Below are 20852 nucleotides of genomic sequence, written 5' to 3'. Positions count from 1 at the left end.
CGCTTTTCGTTTGGAGGGCGGGGACGCCCTCCCTCCGTCAGGAGGCGGCTTCGAGTTGTTCTTCGGTCGCGTAGTGGCTGATCTGCCAGGCGGAGATCATCGGCATGCTGCGGAACATCACCAGGACCAGGAAGAACCAGGAAGCCAGCGCCGAAATCGCAATGAACCACTCCCGGACGTCGGCGAACGGCACATGCTCGGGTTCCAGTATCGGCAGAATGTTGAGATAGCGGTTGATCCAGAAGCCCACCACGATCAGCCCGGAAAGCGCCAGCATGGCCGGCCAGGTGCGCTTGACCCAGGCCGCGATACCGCACAGCAGGGGGGCGAAGAACATGCAGCTGACCATGACCCAGAAAAACGGCTGGTAGTGCCCGTACATCTGAAGCGAAACCACCCCGTACTCGTAGTCGAGGTTGCCGAACCAGGACACGAAGAACTGGGCCCAGAACATGTAGAGCCACAACAGGCTGAAGGACGTGATCAGGATGCCCATCTGCTTGAGACGGCCCGCGTCGAACCAGTCCTTCAGGCCCTCGCTGCGCCACAGCACCGCGCTCATCAGGAGGATCGCCGCCGACCCGGCCAGGTTGATGCCCTGGATGTAGTAGAGGGGATAAACGCTGCTGTGGTAGTGCGAAATCAGCGTCATCCCGAAGTCCCAGGCGATGAAGGAGTTCGACATGACATAGAAGAAGAGGATGAAGAAGGACGAGAAATACAGGCGCCGCTGCAGCGTGAAAAGGCTCACCCGCCCGCGCCAGGCCGCCAGCCACCGCCAGCAGGCGCGGCACACGGGATTGCCGCTTTCAGCCAGTTCGTCGCGGATATCCGGCAGCAGGCCCCAGAGGAAATACAGCACGGACAGCACGTAGAAGGCCGCCAGCGCCACGAGGTTGCGCCACAGCAGCAGGTTCTCGTTCAGCCACGGACTCAAGGGTCCGTGGTCGCCTTCCTGCAGCCAGTAGAACAGGGACTCGCGCCCGCAGGAGAAGATCAGGGCGAATCCGATAAAGGCGAACGGCAGGAACGCCAGCGTCATCACTTCGCCGAGACGATAGAAGACCCCCGAAAATTCCGCCTTGCAAAGGCGCATGACCGCGGTAAAACAGATACCCGCCTGGCTCAGGCCCAGCACGAACATCCACATGACCAGCGCGAATCCCCAGGGAAAATCGCTGTCGGCGCCGTCCATCCAGAGCAGCGCGAAGGAAACGGCCGCAATGCCCGCGAGAAAACCGATCGTGGCCAGGAACGCCTTCGCGCCCAGCGCACCCGTGCCGCCGCTGACGCTCATTCCGCCGCCGTCTCGCCGCCGGACTCGGCCTCGGCCTCGGCGGCCTCCGCCACTCTGGCGGCTTCCTCAAGCAGGCCGGTACGCAGGTACTGCACGATGCGCCAGCGGTCTTCCTTCGACATCGCAAACCGGTAGCTGGGCATGATCACGCCGCCGTGCGTGATCGTGTAGTAGAGCTGGCCGTCGGTCTGCTGCTGCACGTAAGGCAAGGTGAGGTCCATGGGCTGCGGGTTGTACTTGAGTCCCACGCTGCCGTCGCCGGCGCCCGCGACGCCGTGGCATACGCGGCAGTAGATGTCGTACATCTCCGCCGCGCGGCCGTCGTCCGCATCCTCCGCGGCGAGCGGATTGCTCAGTTCCTCGCCGGCCTTCAGCCGCGCGCGCACCAGTTCCGCAAGGTCGGCCGGCCCGTCCAGTTCGCCGCCATCGGCGGGAACGGATTCCGCCGGCAGTTCCACCGTGGTTTCCTGGGTCTTGACGCTCACCTGGTCCTTCATGTCGTCGTTCCACGGCAAGGCACCGGCCACGCCCGGTACGACCAGCGCGGCTGCGAGCAGGGCGAGAGCGACGCGGCTCATTCCGACTGCTCCCGCTCGATCGACTCGGCGCCGGCGGCGCGAAGGATCTCCTCGGCGTCGGACGCGCCCGGCCCGGCCACCGAAATCACGAAGCGGTCCACGTTGCTGGACGCCCGGTAAGTGCGGTCCCGCCACGCCGGCAAGCGCGCCACCACGAAGAAACCCAGCAGCGTCATCAGCGTGCCCAGCAGGATGGTGCTCTCGTAGGTGATCAGCAGGTACGGCGGCAGCGTGATCACCGGCCGGCCGGCGGTCGGCAGGATGAAGCGCGTGGCGGTCCAGACGCACAGCGTAAATCCGCCGATCGCGCCCAGGATGCCCCCGAGCAGCGTGAACACGCGCACCAGGGACTTGCCCAGTCCCAGCGCTTCCTCGGCCCCGTGCAGCGGGATCGGCGAATACAGATCCACTCCGGCAACGCCCTTCTCGCGCAGGGCCCGGGCGGCGTCCAGCGCGGCGTCTTCGTGCGCGAAGGAGGCCAGCAGCGTCATCAGTGGGCCTCCCTCTTGCGCAAGGGGTTGAGCGTCTCCTTGACCTCGTAGATGGAAACGGCCGGGAATATCTTCACGAACAGCAGGAACAGCGTCGTGAAGATGGCAAACGAGCCGACCGTGATGGAAATCTCGACCAGGCTCGGGAAGTAGGTTCCGAACACGTCGGGCAGGAACTTGCGCGGCAGCGAACTGGCGACGATGACGAAGCGTTCCGTGAGCATGCCGATGTTGATCAGGATGGAGATCACCAGCATCAGGTTCCAGTTGGTGCGGATACGGCGCGAGAACAGCACCAGCGGAACCACGGCGCAGAACAGGATCATCTCCCAGTACAGCCACCAGAACGGGCCTTCCCAGATCCTGTAAAGGATCGCTTCGTATTCGAAACTCGTGCCGCTGTACCAGCCGCTGAAGTTCTCACAGATGTTGATGTACGTCCAGATGAGCGAAAGCACCAGCAGCAGCTTGGAGAGGTTGTCGATGTGCAGCTGTCCGATGTAGCGGCCGAAACCCATGAATTTCCGCAGCATCCACATCACGGTCACGATCCCCGCCGTGCCCGAGTAGATCGCCCCGCAGACGAAATAGGGCGCAAATATGGTGTGGTGCAGGCCGGGCACCGTGGACATGGCGAAGTCCCAGGACACGATGGAGTGCACCGACACCGCCAGCGGGATCACGAGCACGGCGAAGAAGGTGTAGGCCCAGCCCAGCGTGTGCCATTCATGCGCCGTTCCGCGCCAGCCGAAGCACATGACCGCGTAAATCCTCCGGCGCAAGCCGGTGGAGCGGTCGCGCACCGCGGCGAAGTCCGGCAGCGAGCCCATGTAGATGAACACGCTGCTGGCCGTGAGATAGGTCAGGATCGCCATCACGTCGAACATCAGCGGCGAGCGGAAGTTCGGCCACAGTTCCATGGGGTTGGGAATCGGGAAGGTCCAGTGCACGAACCACACCCGCCCCACGTGCACCATCACGAACATGGCCGCGGTCATCAGCGAGAACAGCGTCATCGCCTCCGCGCTGCGGTAGATCGACTTGCGCCAGTCCGACTGCGTGATATGCAGCACCGCCGACAGCAGCGTTCCCGAGTGGCTCAGCCCGATCCAGAAAATGAAGTTGGACAGGTAGGTGCCCCACATCGCGTTGCGGTTCATGCCCGCGGCGCCCACGCCCACGATGATCTGGTAGATCCAGGGCGCGACAAAGAACAGCAGCGCCGTGGCGGCGGATATGCCGAGCGTTACCCAGTAGCGCCAGGTGGTTGTGGTGAGCGCATTGATGACATCGGTGTTGACCTCCGAGTAGCTCGGCTGGCCGTGGTCGAACATGAGTTCCCGGGTCGCGGACATGGTCAGGCCACCGCTTCACTCGATTCTTCCGACCACATGACCGGGCTTGCGGCGTGGCTGTCGGATTCGTCGCCGTGATGGTCGTCATCGGCGCTGCCAGCCAGCGGTTCGCGGGCGTTCTTGAGGTAGACGACGCTGGGATGCGTATTCAGCTCCTTGAGCACTTCGTAGGCCCGCGGGTCTTCGAGCTTGCGCGAAACGGCGCTCTCGGGATCGTTGCGGTCGCCGAACACGATCGCGTCGGTCGGGCAGGCCTGGGCGCAGGCCGGCTGGGCCTCGCCGTCGGCCACGCGGCGGTCCTCGTCGCGCGCCAGGTCCTTGGCGCGGTTGATGCGCTGCACGCAGAACGTGCACTTTTCCATGACGCCCTTCTCGCGCACGGTCACGTCCGGGTTCAGCTGCTGCTCCAGCGGCTCGTCCCAGGTGTAGGTGAACCAGTTGAAGAATCGCACTTCGTAGGGACAGTAGACGGCGCAGGTGCGGGTCCCGATGCAGCGGTTGTACACCTGCGCGTTGAGCCCGTCCTGGTTGTGATAGGTGGCGAACACCGGGCAGGCGATTTCGCAGGGCGCATCGTCGCAGTGCTGGCACATCATCGGGATGAAGTTCAGCCGCGCGTCCGGATATTCGCCGTCCCAGTAGCGCTCGATGCGTATCCATTTCATCTCGCGGCCCTGGCGCATTCGCTTTTCGCCCACGATGGGCAGGTTGTTCTCCGCCTGGCAGGCCACCACGCAGGCTTCGCAGCCGGTGCAGCGGTCCAGGTCCACGGCCATGGTCCAGTGGTATTCGAATTCCGTGTAGTAGCCGTCGGTGCGGTACTCGCGCAGTTTGTCCCGTATGGTGCTCATCGTCCTAGTGCTCGTCGTCCGGTCCGAGAATCTGCCTGCCCAGCGTGCGGCTTTCGCCGCTGGTCTTCGTCAGGCGCACGCGCTCGCCGGTCTTGCGCAACGCCACGCGGGTGGCGGCCCAGGCCAGCGCTCCCGTGGAGCCGTCGCTCAGGGCCGCGAGCAGCGAGGCCGGGTTCACTCCGCGGCCCTGCGCGTAGCGCCCGTTCGCCTGGTGCCCCTGCCCCAGCGGCATGGCGATCACGTCGGGACGCACGCCCGGATAGCGGAGCACCGGCGCGGTCACCGTTCCGGCCTGCGAACTCACTTCCACGACGTCGCCGTCCTTCAATTCCAGTTCATCCGCGGTCGCCGGGTTCACTTCGACCCAGCTCCCGTAGGCAACGCTGGTCTGCGGGTCCGGCAGTTCCTGTATCCAGGGCAGCCTGGCGCCCTTGCCCTCGCGCAACCCCGGCGTCTGAAAGGGGTGAAGCACGAAGGGATACTCGGATGCATCCCCGGCGAACAGCGCTTCGGACGGCGCCGCGGGCGCCGTTGCTTCGGCCGAGAACTGGTCGGCCATTCCTTCCACAAGGTCGACGACCCAGACGCCCTGCTGCTGCACCTGCCGGAAACCGGCTTCGAAATCGTCCTGAATGCCGAGATTGGTCCATGCAGTCGCCCATTCGGAGCGGGTATAGGCTTCGGCATCCTCATACGGGAGGGCCTCGGCCAGTGCCCCGCCGGACCGTTGCGCAAGCTGAAGGACGATATCGGTAACCGACAGCGTGTCGTAGAGACGCTTCTGCACCGGCTGTTGCAATGTAACCGACAGCCTTCCGCTCCCGGGAAGTGAAATGTCGTCGTCCCAGGTCTCGAAAAAGGTGTCCGTAGCCAGGATCCAGTCTGCCGCACTGGCTGTGTCGCTGGGAAAGCTGTCCAGCGCCACAACCAGTTCGGCCCTGTCCAGGGCGCCGCGCAAACCGAGTGAGTCCGGCAGGTCGTGCAGCGGATCCACGCCCGCCACGATCACCAGCGACACTTCGCCGTTGGCCGCCCTGGCAACGAATTCCTCGATTTCGCTCAACGCGGAATATCGGGGCGCGTGCGCCAGGTTGGGCCTGACCGTAGTCCCGGTGGCGCCCAGGATCCGGTTCAGCGCCGCCACGCAGGTCAGCGTTTCGGTTGCGTTCGATCCGGCGCCCGCCGCACCGCCACCCAGGACCAGGGGCGTCTTCGCGGCCGCCAGCCTCTCGGCCAGCGCGCGCAACCGTTCGGCGGGCAGGTCCGCCAGCGCGGCGGCCTCTTCAAGGCTCAGGGCGCCGGCCAGATCTTCCCAGCCTGCCGGTTCCTGATCCGGACCGCGCCGGCCAAGCAGGTCCGCGGCCAGCGCCAGCGCCAGCGCGCCTTCGGTGCCCGGCCGCGCGGGCAACCATTCGTCGGCATTGGCGCCGGTCAGCGACATGCGCGGCTCAACCTGCACGAGGTATCCGCGATGGCCATCGCCGCCCTGGCGAAACTCGCCGTAGTCCTTGGAATAGCCCACCGGCGAGCGCCAGGCGCCGAGAAAGTCGGCGCCGAAGGACACGACCAGGTCGGCCCTTGCAATGTCGTAGTGCGGAAGACCGCTGAAGCCGTACATGGCCTTCGCGGCCGCCAGTTCGGTTGCCGGGGTGTCAAGGCCGAGACGCAGCACGTTCGCGCTCAACGCCTCCCGGAACTTGTCCAGCGCCTCCTCGCCGGAACTGAGCAAGCCGCCGGTGAGGATCCAGGTGCGGCCGCCCATTCCCGCGGACTGCATGGCCCCCAGGCGCGGCGCAATGGCCTCGAGGGCCTCGTCCCAGGAAGATTCCACAAAGCCGCCTTCCCCGTCGGAACGCATCGGCGAGCGCAGCCGGTCGGGGTTGTAGAGGGCGTTGAGACTGGCCTGTCCCAGCGCGCAGGTGCCGCCCCGGCTCACGGGATGGTTGGCGTTGCCTTCGATCTTCTTGGCCCGGCCTTCCCTCACCCGCACAGAAATGCCGCAGCCGGCCGGGCACATGCGGCACAGCGTGTTGTACCAGGTGTCCATGCCCGGGGAGAAATCCTCGGGCGGAATATGCGTGGAAAGGAGCGTTTCCAGCGGCCGCTGGTTCACTTCGCCCAGCAGAAGACCGGTCCCGACGCCGACGCCGCCACCGGCCAGGTACTTGAATATGTCCCTGCGGCTCAGCATGGCGTCAGTAGTGGCAGGTGAGGCAATCGCGGCCGTTGGCCACGTCTTCCTCGGTGTGGCAATCGATGCACCAGGGCATGCGAAGGTTTTCGTTCAGATCGACGCGCCGCGTAACGCGGGCCATTTCCTCCACCGGCCCGTGGCAGGTCTGGCATTCAACGCCGCCGCGGATATGCGGCTTGTGCCGGAAATGGACGAAATCCGGAGTGTCGTGGACCTTGATCCAGGGGATGCCTTCCCCGCGCTCCCAGTAGTCGAAGAGCTTCACGACGTCGGGCTTGTCGCGGACCTCGGTCAGGCCCTTGTGGCAGCCTACGCAGGTCTCGACGCTGGGCACGCCTGCCGTCGCCGAGCGGCCGGCCCAGGAATGGCAGTACTCGCAGGCAATCTCGTTTTCGCCGGCGTGCACCTCGTGGCTGAATTCGATCGGCTGGACCGGCGTATAGTCGTTCAGCGTGGCGCCGTGCACCCAATGTCCGATATAGGCGCCGATAACTGCCAGCACGGCAATAATCAACCCCTTTATTACCGGCCGAGCGGCCTCGAACACACCAATGGACACGAACAACTCCAACCCTTGACGGCGCGGGATTATAGACGGTTACGGCCCGTCTGCCCACCTTTCCGACCGCAGCGCTTATTCAAGCGCAGCGCTTGCTGGATTACACTCCGGTCATGCTGCAACACCGCTTCATAGAAAGGGCAAGGAAACACCCGAACAAGGTAGCCATCAGGGACAGGGCCATCCATCGGGATGTGACCTATTCGCGGGCCCTGCTGGGCGCGCTTGTTTTGGCGCGGCGCTTCCGGAAAATGGAGCGAGGCCGCATTGGAATCATGCTGCCCACTTCGTCGGGTGGAGCGCTGGCTGTCGTGGGTGCGCTGATGGGCGGATTGACGCCCGTCATGATCAACTATTCGACCGGCGCCGCGAAAAACTGCGCGTATGCGCAAGCCCAATGCGATTTCCGAACCATCGTCACAGCCCGCGCACTGGTGGAACGGGTGGGCTGCGAGGAGTTGCCGGGCATGGTGTTCATGGAGGACATCATGGCCGGACTGGGCCACTACGAAAAGCTGCTGGCCTATCTCAAGTCCAGGCTGCCGCTGGGGCCGCTGAAGCGCATTACAGGCAGCGGTGACCTGGACAGTCCCGCCGTAATCCTGTTTACCAGCGGCAGCGAGAAAGACCCCAAGGGTGTCCAGCTTACTCAGCGAAACATCCTGTCCAACATAGATTCATTTTCCGACATGATGGACATCCACGGGATGGATCACATGTTGGCCATACTTCCCTACTTTCATGTGTTTGGCCTGACCATCCATCTCTGGACTCCCCTGTGTCTGGGAATGACGGCCATTACCTATCCCAACCCTCTTGATTTCAAGGTCATCGCCGGACTTGTCAAGGAAGAAAAACCCCAGCTGCTTGTCGGCACTCCACTGTTCCTGGAAGGATATGCAAGACAGTCCCGGCCGGGAGATTTCGCCAGTGTGATACTGACCGTTGCGGGCGCCGACAAATGTCCCGATTCCCTCAGGAAACTCTACCGGGAGAAGCACAAACTGGAGATTTTCGAAGGTTACGGCGCCACCGAGACTTCACCGGTTATCTCGGTGAACCCAAGGGGCGGAAATCGCCCCGGCAGCATCGGCGTGCCAATACCGGGCACTCGCGTGCGAATCGAGAATATCGACAACGGGGAGGACTGTGCGCCCGGCGAGACCGGCAAGATCATGGTGAAAGGCGAAGGGGTCATGTCCGGTTACCTGAACGACATGGCAGAGTCCCATCTGCGATTGAAGTCAGGCTGGTATGACACCGGCGATCTCGGGGTTCTCGATGAGGATGGCTATCTGTGGCACAAGGGTCGTCTCAAGCGATTCGTCAAGATAGGCGGCGAGATGATCTCCCTGGTGAACGTGGAAGAGGCGCTCAAGGCGGTGACCGGGGAAGACGTGGAGTGTTGCGCCGTGGAATTGCCCGATGCAAGGCGAGGTTCACGAATCATTGCCGTCACCAGTCAGCAGATCGATGAACAGGACGTCTCCAGGAAACTCGCTGAACACCTGCCCAACCTGGCGCTGCCCAAAAAATACGTCGTGGTGAATGAGTTCCCCGCCATGGGAAGCGGCAAGACCGACTTCCGCACCCTCACCGACATCGTGCGCCGGCAGGAAAACAACTCCCGAAGCTGATTCCCCGGATTGCTAGAGTACGACCAGCGGGTCGTCCATCGTCGCCAGCGGCTCGAATCCGTCTTTGGTAACGACGATCAGATCTTCCAGGTGCGCGCCGCCCCACCCCATCTCCAGCGACGGCATGTCGATGGTCAGCGTCATGTTCTCCCGGAACGTCAGATCGTCGGCAACCATGAACGGCAAACCGTCCCGGTACGGCTGATCCGTATGCTGCAGTCCCACGGAATGCGGCGAGGCGCCGAAGGTGGCTTTGGCCAGCGTGGCGTTCGCCTTGTTCATGGCCTCGCCCGCATGCGCCCGCAGTTCCGAATACTTCAGGCCCGGACGGATCACGTCCAGCGCCGCCTCATAGCCCTTGCGGATGATGCCGACCCGGTCAAGGACGTCCTTGCGGGGCTCGCCCAGGCACCAGGTGCGGCCGAAGTCGCCATGGTAGTAGTTGATCTGGCACACCGCGTCGACCATCATCGGGCGTCCCGGCACGACCTCGCCGTCGGCGAACCCGCCGATCGTGCCCATCGCGATCCAGATCGCCTTCGCGCCGCGTTTGGCCGCTTCCTGAAGGAAGAGCTGGTCCGTGTCCGCCTTGGTCATGCCCGCTTCGACTTGCCGAAGCATCGCCATGCAGGCGTCCTGGTTGGCCCGCGCCGCGGCGCGCATATGCACGAGTTCCACGTCGGACTTGATCATCCGGATCTTGCGAAAGGTGTTGTCGCCGGGCACGCAGGTGATCCTGTCCTGCCCCAGGCTGGACAGGATGTGGGCAATGCTCATGTCGTCCACCGCTACCCGGCCCTTCTCCAGCCCGGCTTCCTCCAGCGCGCGAATCAGCGCCCATTCCGGCGTGGCCGCCTTGCGGTTCTCGTAGCGGCGCTCCATCTCCACCCAGCCGCGTTCAATGTCCGTCAGGCTCTCTTCCCGGATCGGCCGGCGAATGCCGCCGCGCGATTCCGGCGGCTGGTTCCAGGTTTCCGGGTCCCGGTATTTTTCCCACGCCACCGGCGCGCTGTACGGAATGATCTCGGGATATTCCCGCTCGGCGTTGGCGATGAACCACAAGTCCGTGGAAGCGACCACCAGAAAGGAGGGTTTGCCGGGATCCCGGGGCATGACCGCAAAACTGGGAATGGCCCTGAGCTTCTGCACCTCGTATGAAAAGTAATTGCCGAGGTAGAAGACATTGACCGGGTTGAGCGCGACGATCCCGTCGACGCCCTCCTGTTCCATCACCTCGTAGGCGCGCGGCTTGTTGACGAGGCTGCGCCCGTCAAAGTCCTCGCCGGGCACCGGTCCGGGGGCGATCAGCCCCCAGTTGGCGTGCGCCTTCTGCGCGCCCAGCATCCCGGCGCCCAGCGCAAATGCGGCCCCGCCGGCAATCCCGGCGAAGAAGTCCCGGCGTTCGATCTGATAAGGATCGGGCTTCGTCATAGCGTTCCCTCCGAGAAGATCTGGCGTACTCCCTCGGCCAGCCGGTCCACCTGGTCCGCGGTATTGAAATGGTGGGTCGAGGCGCGCACCGTACTCAGGCCGTAATCGATTTCCCGCACCCACACACGGTTGCGCCGCCACAAGGTCTCAACGACCTCCGTCCGGCCAAAACCCTCCAGGGTGAACCCGGTCAGCCCGGAACAGAGTTCCCTATCGTCCGAGGCGTACAGCGTCACTCCCGCAATTTCCCCGAGCCTTTCCCGCAGTCGGGCGGCCAGCGCCATGATGCGTTGCTCTATGCGGCCGCGGCCGATGGCATTCTGAAACCCAAGCGCCGTAATCGTCGCCAGCAGCAGCGGACCGGCGCGCTGGCTCAGGCGGTCGTAGCGCCTGGCGCCGGTCTCCTCGTCGTCCCAGCCCATCGTAGCCACAGTCGGCCAGACCCGCTCCTGCGACTCGCGCCGCAGGTACAGAAAGCCGGTCCCGACCGGCGCCCCCGCCCACTTGTAGGGACTGGACGCATAGAAATCGACGCCCAGGTCCTGCATGTCCAGGTCCAGCATCCCGATCGCATGCGCACCATCGGCCAGCGTAAGGATTCCGCGGGACCGGGCCAGGGCCGCCAGTTCCTTCACCGGCAGCACACAGCCGGTTGGAAAGGTAACGTGACTGACGCTGATCACGCGGGTGCGGGGAGTGATGGCGTCCTCGAAGCGGTTCAGGATTTCGGACGGGTCCGAGGGTGGAACCGGAAACGGCAGCTCCTTCACGACCACGCCGTGACGTTTCGCCTTAATCTTCCAGGGCTCCAGCCCGCCCGGATGCTCATGAAAGGTGCACAGCACCTCGTCTCCGGCCTTGAGGTCGAGACCGTTGGCGATGAAACTCATGCCCTCGGTCGTATTCCGGGTCAATGCGACCTCGCCGGCGTCGGCATTGACGAAATCGGCCAGTTTCTGCCGCAAGTCGTCCTGGGCCTCCAACTGGCGCGCGTTCTCGCGGCCCGGATCGGCGGCCAGCGCCCGGTAGCCGTCGACAACGGCGTAAAACACGGGCTTGGGCATCGGACCGAGCGTACCGCTGTTCATATAGGCCAACTCTTCCGAGATCAGGAACTCGCCGCGCACCTTCGACCAGAAATCCTCTTCCGGCAGCGCGTCCTCCCGCGCTTGTTCAATCACTGTGAGCGACGCCCGGGCCTCGGCCCTGGACGCCCCGCCGGCCAGAAGCGCCCCGGCCGACCCTGCCGCGATCGCGCCCAGAAATCGTCGGCGCGAAACGCCGGCCGCGGTTCCCGGCTCCAGTACCGTTTCTCGCAAGGGCTCCGGCATCGGCGCGCCTCCCCGAAATCGACGAAAGACCATAATAGACTACGCCGCTGATGCGACGAGACAGGACACTGGCCCGAATCGCGCTCTGTTCGTGCGTGATTCTTGCACTTGCGGGAGCCGGCGGCGCGCCGCGTGCTTACGCGGACGAAACGCCGCTGCGCGTGGCAATCACGCTCATGCCGGCCAGCTACGGCGATCCGTTTCGGACCCTGGGCGTCCCCGGGGACTGGGTCTGGCGCCAGATCTTCGACCCGCTCACCGAAAGCGACGACGAAGGACGCATCGTTCCGCTGCTGGCCGAGAGTTTCGAGAATCTGGATCCCAACACCTGGCGCTTCGTGCTGCGCGAAGGCGTGCGCTATGCCAACGGCCGGCCGTTCAATGCCTTTTCGGCCAAGGAGGTTTTCGACTGGCTGATCAGCGACGAGGGCCAGGCGACGGTCGTGGGCTGGGAAATGCGCCGGGTCAGCGAGGTCGAGGCGCCCGACGCGCGCACGCTGATCTTCACCACCTGGGAACCGGACCCGGTCCTGCCCAACCGGCTGACCTCCGCGATGATGGTCGAGCCACAGGCCTGGCGCGAGCTGGGTCGACACGGCTTTTCGCGAACCCCGGTGGGTACGGGTTCGTACCTGCTTACGGACTGGCAGAACCGCAACGGCGCGGTGGTGCTGACAGCCAACCCGTACGCCTGGCGGCCGCCCGGAATCTCCCGGGTGGAGATGTATCCGCTGCGCGACCACGCTTCCCGTTTGCAGGCGGCCCTGTCCGGCCAGCTGGACATAATCATGTCCCTGCGCCCCGAGCAACTGGACTTTTTTCGCGATCGCGGCTTTACCGTTCACGCCGATATCCTGCGGCAGATCCTGGCCTTCGCCTTTGACGTGACCGGACATCCCGACGCGCCGATCGCAGACGTACGCGTGCGCCAGGCGTTCAACTACGCCATTGACCGGAAAGCCATCTCGGAAGACATCCTTCAGGGCTTCGCGCCGCCGGCCAGCCAGGGATCGGCGCCCAACGTGTTCGGCCACAATCCGCGGATCAAGCCCTATCCCCACGATCCGATAAAGGCCCGGGCACTGCTCGCCGAGGCAGGCTACCCACAGGGTTTCTCGACGGAGGTGCAGGTCGTGACCGGCACCTATCCCAACGACCTGGAAATCTTCGCCAAGCTGCAGCAGGACCTGGCGGCGGTGGGCATTGACATGGCGTTTCGGAGGGTGCTGTTCTCGGACTGGATACGCCAGTATTTCCAGGGCGCCTGGCGCACCGAGCTCTTCACCCTCGCCTGGAACACCGCGCCGCATAACGACGCCTTGCGTCCCATGGAGCAATACTCCTGCCTCAAGGCCCGCCCGTTCTTCTGCGACGAAACGCTCCGGGCGGGACTCGTCGCGGCCGGCCGTGAAATGGACACTCGGCGAAGGGAGGCCCTGCTGCAGGAACTGGCTGTCGAGTACCGGCGGCGCGCGCCCAGTCTGCTGCTGCTGGAATACGGTCACATGTGGGTGGTAGCGCCGGGCTTGAGCGGCTTCCGCGTGCGCACGCGGGCCCCGGAGCTCTACCGGGTAGAGCGGACCGAATGATTCTGTCCGGGCTGGCGCAGCGCCTGGCGCGACTCGTGATCCTGTTGCTGGGCGTGAACGCGCTGCTGTTCGTCGCGCTTGGCCTAGCCGGCGATCCGGCCCTGATGCTGGCGGGCGAGGACCCGACGCCGGAGCTGCTCGAACGGATCCGCGCCGAATACGGCCTCGACCTTCCCGTCTGGCAACGCTACCTGGTGCAACTGGGGCGCATGGCGCAGCTCGACTTCGGCGTCTCGATCTACACCGGCCAACCGGCACTTTCCATGGCGCTGGAACAACTGCCGGGCACCTTGCTGATGGCGGTGCTGAGCATGGCGTTGACTCTGATCACGGCAATCCCTGCCGGCGTCTGGATCGGCCAGCGCCCGGAGGCCGCTTCCCGCCGGTTCGGCGCGGCGCTGACTGCGGTGGCCCAGGGCATCCCCGGCTTCGTCATGGCGCTGGTGCTGATCCAGCTTTTCGTGGTGCGGCTGGGCTGGCTGCCCTCGCTCGGTTACGCCCAGCCGGCCGCGTGGATTCTGCCGAGTATTTCGCTGGGCTTCTTCCTCGCGCCGAAACTGTGCCGTGTGGTCAGCGCCGGCGTTGCCGAGGCCATGCAGGAGGACTACATACGCACCGCCCGGGCCAACGGCGCCTCGATGCGGTTCATCCTCTGGAGAGAGGCGCTCCCGGCCGCCCTGCCGGCGGCCGTCGCGCTGATCGGAACCCAGTTCGCCTTCCTGGTGTCCGGCGTCGTGCTGATCGAAACTATGTTCCTGTGGCCGGGCATCGGTCTGCTGCTGCTGCACTCGGCCCAGAACCTGGACTTTCCGGTGCTTCAGGCGATCTGCTTTGTCGTCGCGCTACTGGTCTTTGCGGTCAACAATCTGGCGGATGCCCTGCTGCGACTGATTGATCCAAGGCTGAGGCCGGCAACGCAATGACCGGAGCGCCCACGTTGAACCGGGTGTTTGCGCCGCTCAAGGCGTCACCGCAACTGGCCCTGGGCGCGGCAGTGCTGCTGGGATGGCTGCTGCTCCTCGCGCTGAGCGGACTGCTGCAAACGCACGACCCGCAGTTGGGCGACCTGGCCCAGCGCTTCGCCCCGGCAGGCACGGCGGGCCATTTGCTGGGGACCGACAATCTCGGCCGGGACCTGTGGTCGCGGGTCCTGTCGGGCCTTCCCTGGTCGGTGGGCGTAGCCACCGTTTCCTGCACGCTGGCGCTGGTGCTGGGCGGCACGCTGGGCATGTGCGCCGCACAGTTCCCGCGCTACCCACGTACCATCATCAATCAACTGGTCGACGCCACGCTGTCCTTTCCGGGGCTGGTCGCGGCGATCATCATCGTGACCGTGGCCGGCCGGGGATTCTGGCCGCTCAGCATCACGCTGGGGCTGTTGAGTTGGCCGGTCTTCGCCCGCGTGGTCTACGCCGAGAGTCTGCGCCTGCTGGCTCAGGACTACGTAACGGCAGCCCGTGTCATGGCGGTGAGCACGCCGCGCATACTCCTGGGACACCTGCTTCCAGGACTGCGTCCGGTGCTGGCGGTGGTCTTCACCTTTCATTTCGCCGACATGCTGGTCGCGGAAAGCGCACTCTCTTTCCTGGGGCTCGGAGCGCCGCTGGGCGTTCCCACCTGGGGAGCGCTGCTGCAGGAGTCGCGCGACTTTCTTATCGTCGCCCCCTGGCTCATGGTCGTGCCGGCCACCGCAATCGCCCTGCTGGTCGTGTCCATCCACCTCCTGGGCGACGGGCTGAGCGCGCTGGATCGCGCCCGACAATGAGCGGTTCGGCGTCCCTGCTGCGGATGCGCGAACTCTGCGTGGATTTCCCGCAGAGCGGAAGAATCCTGCACAAGGTGTCGATGGATGCGGCCGAGGGAGAAATCGTGGGCCTTGTGGGCGAATCCGGCGCCGGCAAGACGCTGGCGGCGCTGGCCATTCTTGGCCTGATACCCGCGCCGGGACGTATCGCCGGCGGCAAGGTGTTCATCGGGGACCGGGAACTGACGAAACTCGACGAACAGGCCCTGCGGCCGTTGCGCGGACGGCTCGCCGGGTTCGTGTTTCAGGACCCCCTGAAGTCGCTCAACCCGGTCCGCCGGATCGGTTCCGCGCTGGCCGAAAGCGCCATGCGGCATTCCGGGCTGACCCGGAAACAGGCCAAAGCGAGAGCCATGGAAGCCTTGCGTTCTGTCGAACTGCCCAAACCGGAATCGGCCATGCGCGCCTACCCGCACCAGTTCTCGGGCGGGCAGCGCCAGCGCATCATGATCGCCCTGGCGCTCATCAACCGGCCGCCGCTGCTCATCGCCGATGAGCCCACCACGGCGCTGGACGCCTCGGTGCAGTCACGGGTGCTTGAACTGCTCAAGCGCCGCGCAAAGCGCCACACCCTGCTGATGATCACCCATGACCTGGCGCTGGCCGCCCGTTTCTGCGACCGCCTGTACGTCATGCACGGCGGGCGGGTAGTCGAACACGGGCCGGCCCGCGAACTGTTCTCGAAACCCCGCCACGAGTACACCCGCTCGCTTCTGAACGCGCTGCCCGGAAGGCGCGCGTCCGCTCCCGTCCGCAGCGGCCGCCGGGAGCCGCGAGAGGCATTGGCCGCACTGCACGGCCTTACGGTCCGATACCGGGGCGCCGATCAGGCGGCGGTGGAACAAGTGGACTTCTCGATTCACGCCAACGAAACCGTGTGCCTGGTGGGCGAGTCCGGATCGGGCAAAACCACGATCGCACGCGCACTCGCCGGGGTAATCAGGGTGACGCCGGGGCAACTTCGGTTCCCGGCGCTCAGTGAGGAGTTTCCGGGTCCATCAGTCCGGGCGCGACATCTGCAAATGGTTTTCCAGGACCCTTATTCCAGCCTCAATCCCCGATGGCCGGTGGAACGCATCGTCGCCGAACCGATCCGCACACACCGCCTGTGCGGCCGTGCGGAGCAAAAGGACCGCGTGGCCGCCCTCCTGGGCCGCGTCGGTCTCGATCCGAAGCGGATGGACCGGCGCCCGGCGGCTTTTTCCGGGGGCCAGCGCCAACGGATCGCGCTGGCGCGCGCGCTGGCTATGAATCCGCGCCTGCTGCTCGCCGATGAGGCGCTGTCCGCGCTGGATATTCGCACCCAGGCCCGCATCCTGGCGCTGCTTCGGGACATTCGTGAAGAGCACAGGCTGGCGCTGCTTCTGATCACACACGATCTGTCCCTGGCGGCGGAAGTGGCCGACCGCGTGATCGTGCTGCGCCGGGGACGAATTGTCGAACAGGGGCCCGTGTCCAGGGTCATGAACGCGCCCCGGCACGAATACACCCGCGAACTGCTCGCCGCGCAGGCGCGCTGGCGCCCGGATGCCGTTTAGGGCAGAGGCCGGGCCTTCGCAATAGCTCCAGCCGGCATGTAAACTGCGCGGCTGTGAAACGCCGAGAACTGCTGAAGGGCGCAGGCGCCGCCTTGACCATCTTGAGCCCGGCCTTGCGGGCGAGCGCACTCATGGAAGCGCACTGGGACTACCTCATCGTGGGCGCCGGCACTGCCGGGCTGCCGGCCGCCATACATGCTTCGAGACGCGGCGCGAAGGTGCTGATGCTGGAGGCGGCCGATGCGCTGGGCGGCACGCTGACCATGGCCTCCGGGCAGGTCAGCGCGGCCGGCACCCGGCTGCAGGAAGACCAGGGCATCGTCGATTCGCCCGACCGCCACTACGAGGACATCATGGAGATCACCTTCGGCGAGGCAGACCCCGACATCATTCGACGCACCGTGGACCTGGCGCCGGATACGCTGAACTGGCTGCTCGACCAAGGCCTCGTTCCGCTTCCCGGCCATCCCGTAACCGGCGCGGCGCCGGGCCGTGCAGGTTACAGCGTTCCGCGTTACTTCTGGGCCGAGGAAGCCGGCAAGGCGATCCTCAAGGTCGTGCTGGAGGAGCTCGACCGCGAAATGCCGCGAGGCAATATCGCCATTCGCACGAATACCCGGGTAACCGGGCTGCTGACGTCCGATTCCGGCGCGGTGGAGGGCGTTCGGGCCGAGAGCGGCGAACAGGAATGGACCTTCCGTGGACGCCACATTCTGCTCACCAGCGGCGGCTACGCCATGAACCCGGACATGTTCGAACTGCTGACCGGCCACCCCGCCTACGCGGCCGGATCCTGGCCGCATTCCCTGGGAGACGGGCTGGACCTGGCCGTCTCGGTGGGCGGCTGGCTGCGGGGCCAGCACCTTCATCGGGCCGGAACCGGCTCCATCCTTACCGCCGCGGCGTTCCCCGCCAAGGTCTATGCGCGCTTCACGACGGTTCCCCAGGAACGGCTGCCGTGGGAAATCTGGGTCAATGATTCAGGCCAGCGTTTCATTCGCGAGGACGAACCCTTGGTGCGCCCGCGGGCGCGCGCCGTGCTTGCACTGCCGCGCCTCCGCTACGTCATCGTCTTCGACGAGAACATCTTCAGCAGCGCGCCGCCCGGACTGCCGCGATTCAGCCGGGAAGAGTTTCTCGCGCATTGCGACAACCATCCCATGTTCGCCCGCGCCAACAGCCTGGATGAACTGGCGGCGGCAGCCGACGTGGACGCTGCGGGCCTGGAGCAAACCGTCCGCGACTACAACAAGGCGGTCGCGAGCGGCGAGGACCCGCTGGGGCGCGAGCACATGCCCCTGCCGATCGCCGAGCCGCCCTTCTACGCCATCACGCACCTGGGAAGTTCGGCCACTTCGTCGGCCGGCGTGGTCGTGAACAAGGCCCACCAGGTGGTGCGCGGAAACCAGGAGCCGGTGCCCGGCCTTTATGCCGCCGGCGAAGTCCTCGGCTCCGGCACCACGCTGGGATCCACGTTCGCGCCGGGCATGATGCTCACCCCGGCGCTCTCCATCGGCCGCTGGCTCGGCATGACCCTACCCATCTGATCCCGCAACAAGGGCGCTCAGGCCCGCCTCGTCTTCGTCACCCGTGTTCCGGGTGACGAAGACGAGGCTACCGCCGGCGGCAACCCCAAATTCTTAGAAAACGTAGGTTGCGGTGAGTCCAATCTGCCGCGGGTCGGCCATCGGGTACTGGAACGCGCGCACGAAAACCGAAGTACGGGCGCTGTCGCCGCGCGGCAGTATGTTCTTGAAGTCCACGAAGCGGATGACCGTCGTGGGCGTGCGGTCGTCGGTGAGATTACGCACGAACAGCCCCAGCTCCCATTGCTCCACATCCAGACCCAGCTTGATGTTGACCAGGTTCTGGTCGCCGCTGTGCGCATGATTGAAGATCTGCGCGTACTTGCGGCTGGCAAAGGAATAGTCCATCCGGACGTAGGCCGTGTTGGCGCCGACCGGCCATTCATAGCGGGCGAAAACATTGGCCATGTGCTTGGAAGCGTTGGGCGTCTGGTTGCCGGCCACCGACGGATCGCCGCCCGTGAACACGGCCTGTTCCCGAAACTCATCGAACTCCACGAAGGTGGCGTCGTTCAGCGCATAGCCGAAGCCGCCCGTGAACTGATCGTTGAAGATATGCGCCACTTCCAGCTCCAGCCCCTTGGCCTCGGTTTCTCCGGCATTGGTCACGTACGACACCGGGCGCCCGTCGCTGAGCAGGCCGGTCGTCGTGAGCTGCTGCTTGGTCCAGTCGATGAAGTACACCGCCACGTTCAATGTCGTGCGGCCGTCGTTCAGCGTGTTCTTGGTGCCCACCTCGACGTTCCAGGAGTCTTCCTCCTCGGCGAACCGCAGCGACGGGTCCAGCAAGGGGTTGGCGTTGATGAAGCCGGGCTTGTTTCCGACGGCGACCGTCCCGTAAATCATGCGGTCGTCGGCATATTTCCAGTCCAGCGTGGCGCGCGGCGACCAGCTCTTGAAGGTGTTCTCGATCAGCGGAAGCGTGGCTCGCGCGCCCGGATTGTCGTTACCGATCTTGTCCGAGGCGTAGCGCAACTCCAGCGTTCCGGTGACGGTATCGGAAAAGTCGCGGGCCACCGATCCGAAAATCGCCCAGTTGTCCGTACGCGCCTCGCCCTGATCCACGGTGCGGCCGTTAAGCCGGTCCTCGCGAAAATCGCGGCGGCTCTGATACAGGTAAACACCGCCCAGCAGCCGGGTGGCGGCTTCCAGGTCGGTATTGACCAGCAACTCGGTAGACCATTCACTCCGGTCGCTCACCGCGATCCGATTGAAGGTCCCGCCCAGCGCCGTGGAATTCGAAGTGATGTCCACGTCGTACCCATAGAGCACATCGGCGCCGAAGTACCCCGTATTGGACCGCACGGTAAGGTCGCCGAGGTCCCATTCGAGCTGCGCCGAAGCTCGCCAGGCTTTCTTGTCCAGGCCGATGTCGTCACCGAACAGCTCCAGGTTCTGTTCGGTGCTGTCCAGTTCGGCCACTTCCCCGCAGTAATACTGTCGGGCAATTTCCAGGAAACAGTTGTTGTAGGTGCGGTCCTGAAGAGTCACCGGGGCCGCCCCATCGTCGTCCTTGCCGTAGCCGAGGTTGAAGCGGGCCATGAAGCTGTCCGACGGCCTGAACTCCAGGGAGAGATTCAGGTTGATCGATTCCTCGTCGCCCACCAGCTGGTTGTCCAGCGTGTTGCGATAGAAACCGCCGTAGGTGTAGTAGCGAACGTGGGCCATGTAGAAGGCGGTGCCTTCCGAAAGGGGCCCGCGCGACAGGAAGTTGATCTCGCCTTCTTCGTGTTCCGCCACGCGCAACGACAGCTTGTTCTCGGGCTCGTTGCTGCCCTTCTTGGTGATCAGGTTGATCGCGCCGGCGAAGGTCGCTCGGCCGAACAGCGCCGCCTGCGGGCCCTTGATCACTTCCACCCGCTCGACGATATCGAACGGGAACGACAGCACTGAATCGTTGTACAGCACGCCGTCCACGAAGATCGACGCATTGGCGCCGCCAAGAATCTGCGACTGCCCCCGGATTACGGGCCGGCTGCCGCCGCCTTGCACGCCGTATCGGTTGAGCTTCTCGAACGAGAAACCGGGCGTGAACTGACTGATGTCCATGACGTCCGCCAGGCCCCGCTCCGTCAGTTCGGCGGCGGTGAAGGCCGTAATGGTCAGCGGCACGTCCTGGATCCGCTCTTCCTGTTTCCGCGCCGTAACGACCACTTCCTCGATCTCGCCAGCATCCTGCTGAGCCCATGCGGTTGAGGCCGTCAGCAAGACGCCGGCCGCAAGCAAACCGATCCGATATTTCATCGATAACCCTCCGTCGGAAAAACGCGGAAATAATACGCAAAGCGGCCCGCGCGCGCTACCGGGCAGCGCTATCCGTCGTCGCCCTCCCGCAGAACGAAGTAGATCCGGTCGATGAATTCCTTGCGCTCCCGGTCGAGCGCGGCGCGCTCTTCGTCGCTGAACTCGTAGGCCTCCACTGCCTCGGCGCTGATGCCGTCCCTGCCGAGCGCTTCGACGGCCGCCAGGCGCTCCTTGACCGCCCAGAGTTCCTGCGCAAGGCCCATCGTGATGGACACCAGTTCATCCACGCCCTGGACGTCGAAGAACCGCGGCTGCTTGCCGCGGGTCAGGTCTTGCAGCCGTGTCTCGGGGGGATCCTTGGGCAAGG

The 20852-nt window shown here is 65.0% G+C and carries 17 protein-coding genes; 6 read left to right on the top strand and 11 right to left on the bottom strand.

Features of this window, described 5'->3' with window-relative positions; all coding sequences use genetic code 11:
- Positions 1-37: 37 nt before the first annotated feature.
- Genes F4Y72_05290 through F4Y72_05260 form a run of 7 tightly spaced genes read right to left on the bottom strand, consistent with a single transcriptional unit; the run spans position 38 to position 7325 of the window.
- The gene (locus F4Y72_05290; protein MXZ27702.1) at positions 38-1297 is read right to left on the bottom strand and encodes a hypothetical protein; all 1260 of its coding nucleotides are present in this window, start codon (positions 1295-1297) and stop codon (positions 38-40) included.
- Positions 1294-1875 carry a cytochrome c gene (locus F4Y72_05285; protein ID MXZ27701.1) on the bottom strand — a complete coding sequence of 194 codons (582 nt, stop codon included), beginning with the start codon at positions 1873-1875 and terminating at the stop codon, positions 1294-1296. The genes F4Y72_05290 and F4Y72_05285 overlap by 4 nt, the downstream gene beginning before the upstream one ends.
- On the bottom strand, positions 1872-2366 hold the full coding sequence (locus F4Y72_05280) for a DUF3341 domain-containing protein (protein MXZ27700.1): 495 nt from the start codon (positions 2364-2366) through the stop codon (positions 1872-1874). Before F4Y72_05280 ends, F4Y72_05285 begins: the two co-directional genes overlap by 4 nt.
- Positions 2366-3721, bottom strand: a complete 1356-nt coding sequence (locus F4Y72_05275) for a hypothetical protein (protein MXZ27699.1) — start codon at positions 3719-3721, stop codon at positions 2366-2368. The genes F4Y72_05280 and F4Y72_05275 overlap by 1 nt, the downstream gene beginning before the upstream one ends.
- Positions 3722-3723: 2 nt before the next feature.
- Positions 3724-4572 (bottom strand): 4Fe-4S dicluster domain-containing protein, encoded by an 849-nt coding sequence (locus tag F4Y72_05270; GenBank protein MXZ27698.1) that lies wholly within the window; start codon positions 4570-4572, stop codon positions 3724-3726.
- Between the two features lie 4 nt (positions 4573-4576).
- A complete protein-coding gene (locus tag F4Y72_05265; GenBank protein ID MXZ27697.1) occupies positions 4577-6763 on the bottom strand; it encodes a molybdopterin-dependent oxidoreductase in 2187 nt (728 codons plus the stop codon).
- Between the two features lie 4 nt (positions 6764-6767).
- Complete coding sequence (locus tag F4Y72_05260; protein MXZ27696.1) at positions 6768-7325, bottom strand: cytochrome c3 family protein; 558 nt, start codon at positions 7323-7325, stop codon at positions 6768-6770.
- Positions 7326-7438: 113 nt separating this feature from the next.
- On the opposite strand from F4Y72_05260, the gene F4Y72_05255 reads away from it, so the two are divergent.
- Entirely contained in the window at positions 7439-8962 is a 1524-nt protein-coding gene (locus F4Y72_05255) for an AMP-binding protein (protein MXZ27695.1), read from the top strand.
- Positions 8963-8974: 12 nt separating this feature from the next.
- Here the strand turns inward: F4Y72_05255 and F4Y72_05250 are convergent, their stop codons facing one another.
- Together F4Y72_05250 and F4Y72_05245 are read right to left on the bottom strand one after the other, a co-directional pair.
- Positions 8975-10393, bottom strand: a complete 1419-nt coding sequence (locus tag F4Y72_05250; protein MXZ27694.1) for an aminopeptidase P family protein — start codon at positions 10391-10393, stop codon at positions 8975-8977.
- Entirely contained in the window at positions 10390-11757 is a 1368-nt protein-coding gene (locus tag F4Y72_05245; protein ID MXZ27693.1) for an aminotransferase class V-fold PLP-dependent enzyme, read from the bottom strand. The genes F4Y72_05250 and F4Y72_05245 overlap by 4 nt, the downstream gene beginning before the upstream one ends.
- A gap of 17 nt (positions 11758-11774) precedes the next feature.
- Between F4Y72_05245 and F4Y72_05240 the strand changes: the two genes are divergently transcribed.
- From F4Y72_05240 to F4Y72_05220, 5 genes are read left to right on the top strand one after another with little or no spacing between them, the layout of a single operon-like run.
- Positions 11775-13313, top strand: a complete 1539-nt coding sequence (locus F4Y72_05240; GenBank protein ID MXZ27692.1) for an ABC transporter substrate-binding protein — start codon at positions 11775-11777, stop codon at positions 13311-13313.
- Complete coding sequence (locus F4Y72_05235; GenBank protein ID MXZ27691.1) at positions 13310-14236, top strand: ABC transporter permease; 927 nt, start codon at positions 13310-13312, stop codon at positions 14234-14236. Before F4Y72_05240 ends, F4Y72_05235 begins: the two co-directional genes overlap by 4 nt.
- Positions 14233-15078 (top strand): ABC transporter permease, encoded by an 846-nt coding sequence (locus F4Y72_05230; GenBank protein MXZ27690.1) that lies wholly within the window; start codon positions 14233-14235, stop codon positions 15076-15078. The genes F4Y72_05235 and F4Y72_05230 overlap by 4 nt, the downstream gene beginning before the upstream one ends.
- Positions 15075-16655: an ABC transporter ATP-binding protein gene (locus tag F4Y72_05225; protein MXZ27689.1), complete on the top strand. Its 1581-nt coding sequence runs from the start codon at positions 15075-15077 to the stop codon at positions 16653-16655. Before F4Y72_05230 ends, F4Y72_05225 begins: the two co-directional genes overlap by 4 nt.
- Before the next feature lie 53 nt (positions 16656-16708).
- A complete protein-coding gene (locus F4Y72_05220; GenBank protein ID MXZ27688.1) occupies positions 16709-18202 on the top strand; it encodes an FAD-dependent oxidoreductase in 1494 nt (497 codons plus the stop codon).
- Positions 18203-18295: 93 nt separating this feature from the next.
- Here F4Y72_05220 and F4Y72_05215 read toward each other — a convergent pair whose 3' ends face one another.
- Positions 18296-20485, bottom strand: a complete 2190-nt coding sequence (locus F4Y72_05215; protein ID MXZ27687.1) for a TonB-dependent receptor — start codon at positions 20483-20485, stop codon at positions 18296-18298.
- Positions 20486-20553: 68 nt separating this feature from the next.
- Positions 20554-20850, bottom strand: a complete 297-nt coding sequence (locus tag F4Y72_05210) for a hypothetical protein (GenBank protein MXZ27686.1) — start codon at positions 20848-20850, stop codon at positions 20554-20556.
- Between the last annotated feature and the right edge of the window lie 2 nt (positions 20851-20852).

The organism is Gammaproteobacteria bacterium, assembly GCA_009838035.1.
In the GTDB taxonomy this organism is placed as follows: Bacteria; Pseudomonadota; Gammaproteobacteria; order Steroidobacterales; family Foliamicaceae; genus Foliamicus.
The sequence above is the reverse complement of the archived record's forward strand: the minus strand, read 5'-3'. Positions and strand labels throughout refer to the sequence as shown.

Excerpts from the sequence above, each read along its gene's own strand:
- F4Y72_05290 (MXZ27702.1), bottom strand. The coding sequence starts at position 1,297 with ATGAGCGTCAGCGGCGGCACGGGTGCGCTGGGCGCGAAGGCGTTCCTG.
- F4Y72_05285 (MXZ27701.1), bottom strand. The coding sequence starts at position 1,875 with ATGAGCCGCGTCGCTCTCGCCCTGCTCGCAGCCGCGCTGGTCGTACCG.
- F4Y72_05280 (MXZ27700.1), bottom strand. The coding sequence starts at position 2,366 with ATGACGCTGCTGGCCTCCTTCGCGCACGAAGACGCCGCGCTGGACGCC.
- F4Y72_05275 (MXZ27699.1), bottom strand. The coding sequence starts at position 3,721 with ATGTCCGCGACCCGGGAACTCATGTTCGACCACGGCCAGCCGAGCTAC.
- F4Y72_05270 (MXZ27698.1), bottom strand. The coding sequence starts at position 4,572 with ATGAGCACCATACGGGACAAACTGCGCGAGTACCGCACCGACGGCTAC.
- F4Y72_05265 (MXZ27697.1), bottom strand. The coding sequence starts at position 6,763 with ATGCTGAGCCGCAGGGACATATTCAAGTACCTGGCCGGTGGCGGCGTC.
- F4Y72_05255 (MXZ27695.1), top strand. The coding sequence starts at position 7,439 with ATGCTGCAACACCGCTTCATAGAAAGGGCAAGGAAACACCCGAACAAG.
- F4Y72_05250 (MXZ27694.1), bottom strand. The coding sequence starts at position 10,393 with ATGACGAAGCCCGATCCTTATCAGATCGAACGCCGGGACTTCTTCGCC.
- F4Y72_05245 (MXZ27693.1), bottom strand. The coding sequence starts at position 11,757 with ATGGTCTTTCGTCGATTTCGGGGAGGCGCGCCGATGCCGGAGCCCTTG.
- F4Y72_05240 (MXZ27692.1), top strand. The coding sequence starts at position 11,775 with ATGCGACGAGACAGGACACTGGCCCGAATCGCGCTCTGTTCGTGCGTG.
- F4Y72_05235 (MXZ27691.1), top strand. The coding sequence starts at position 13,310 with ATGATTCTGTCCGGGCTGGCGCAGCGCCTGGCGCGACTCGTGATCCTG.
- F4Y72_05230 (MXZ27690.1), top strand. The coding sequence starts at position 14,233 with ATGACCGGAGCGCCCACGTTGAACCGGGTGTTTGCGCCGCTCAAGGCG.
- F4Y72_05225 (MXZ27689.1), top strand. The coding sequence starts at position 15,075 with ATGAGCGGTTCGGCGTCCCTGCTGCGGATGCGCGAACTCTGCGTGGAT.
- F4Y72_05215 (MXZ27687.1), bottom strand. The coding sequence starts at position 20,485 with ATGAAATATCGGATCGGTTTGCTTGCGGCCGGCGTCTTGCTGACGGCC.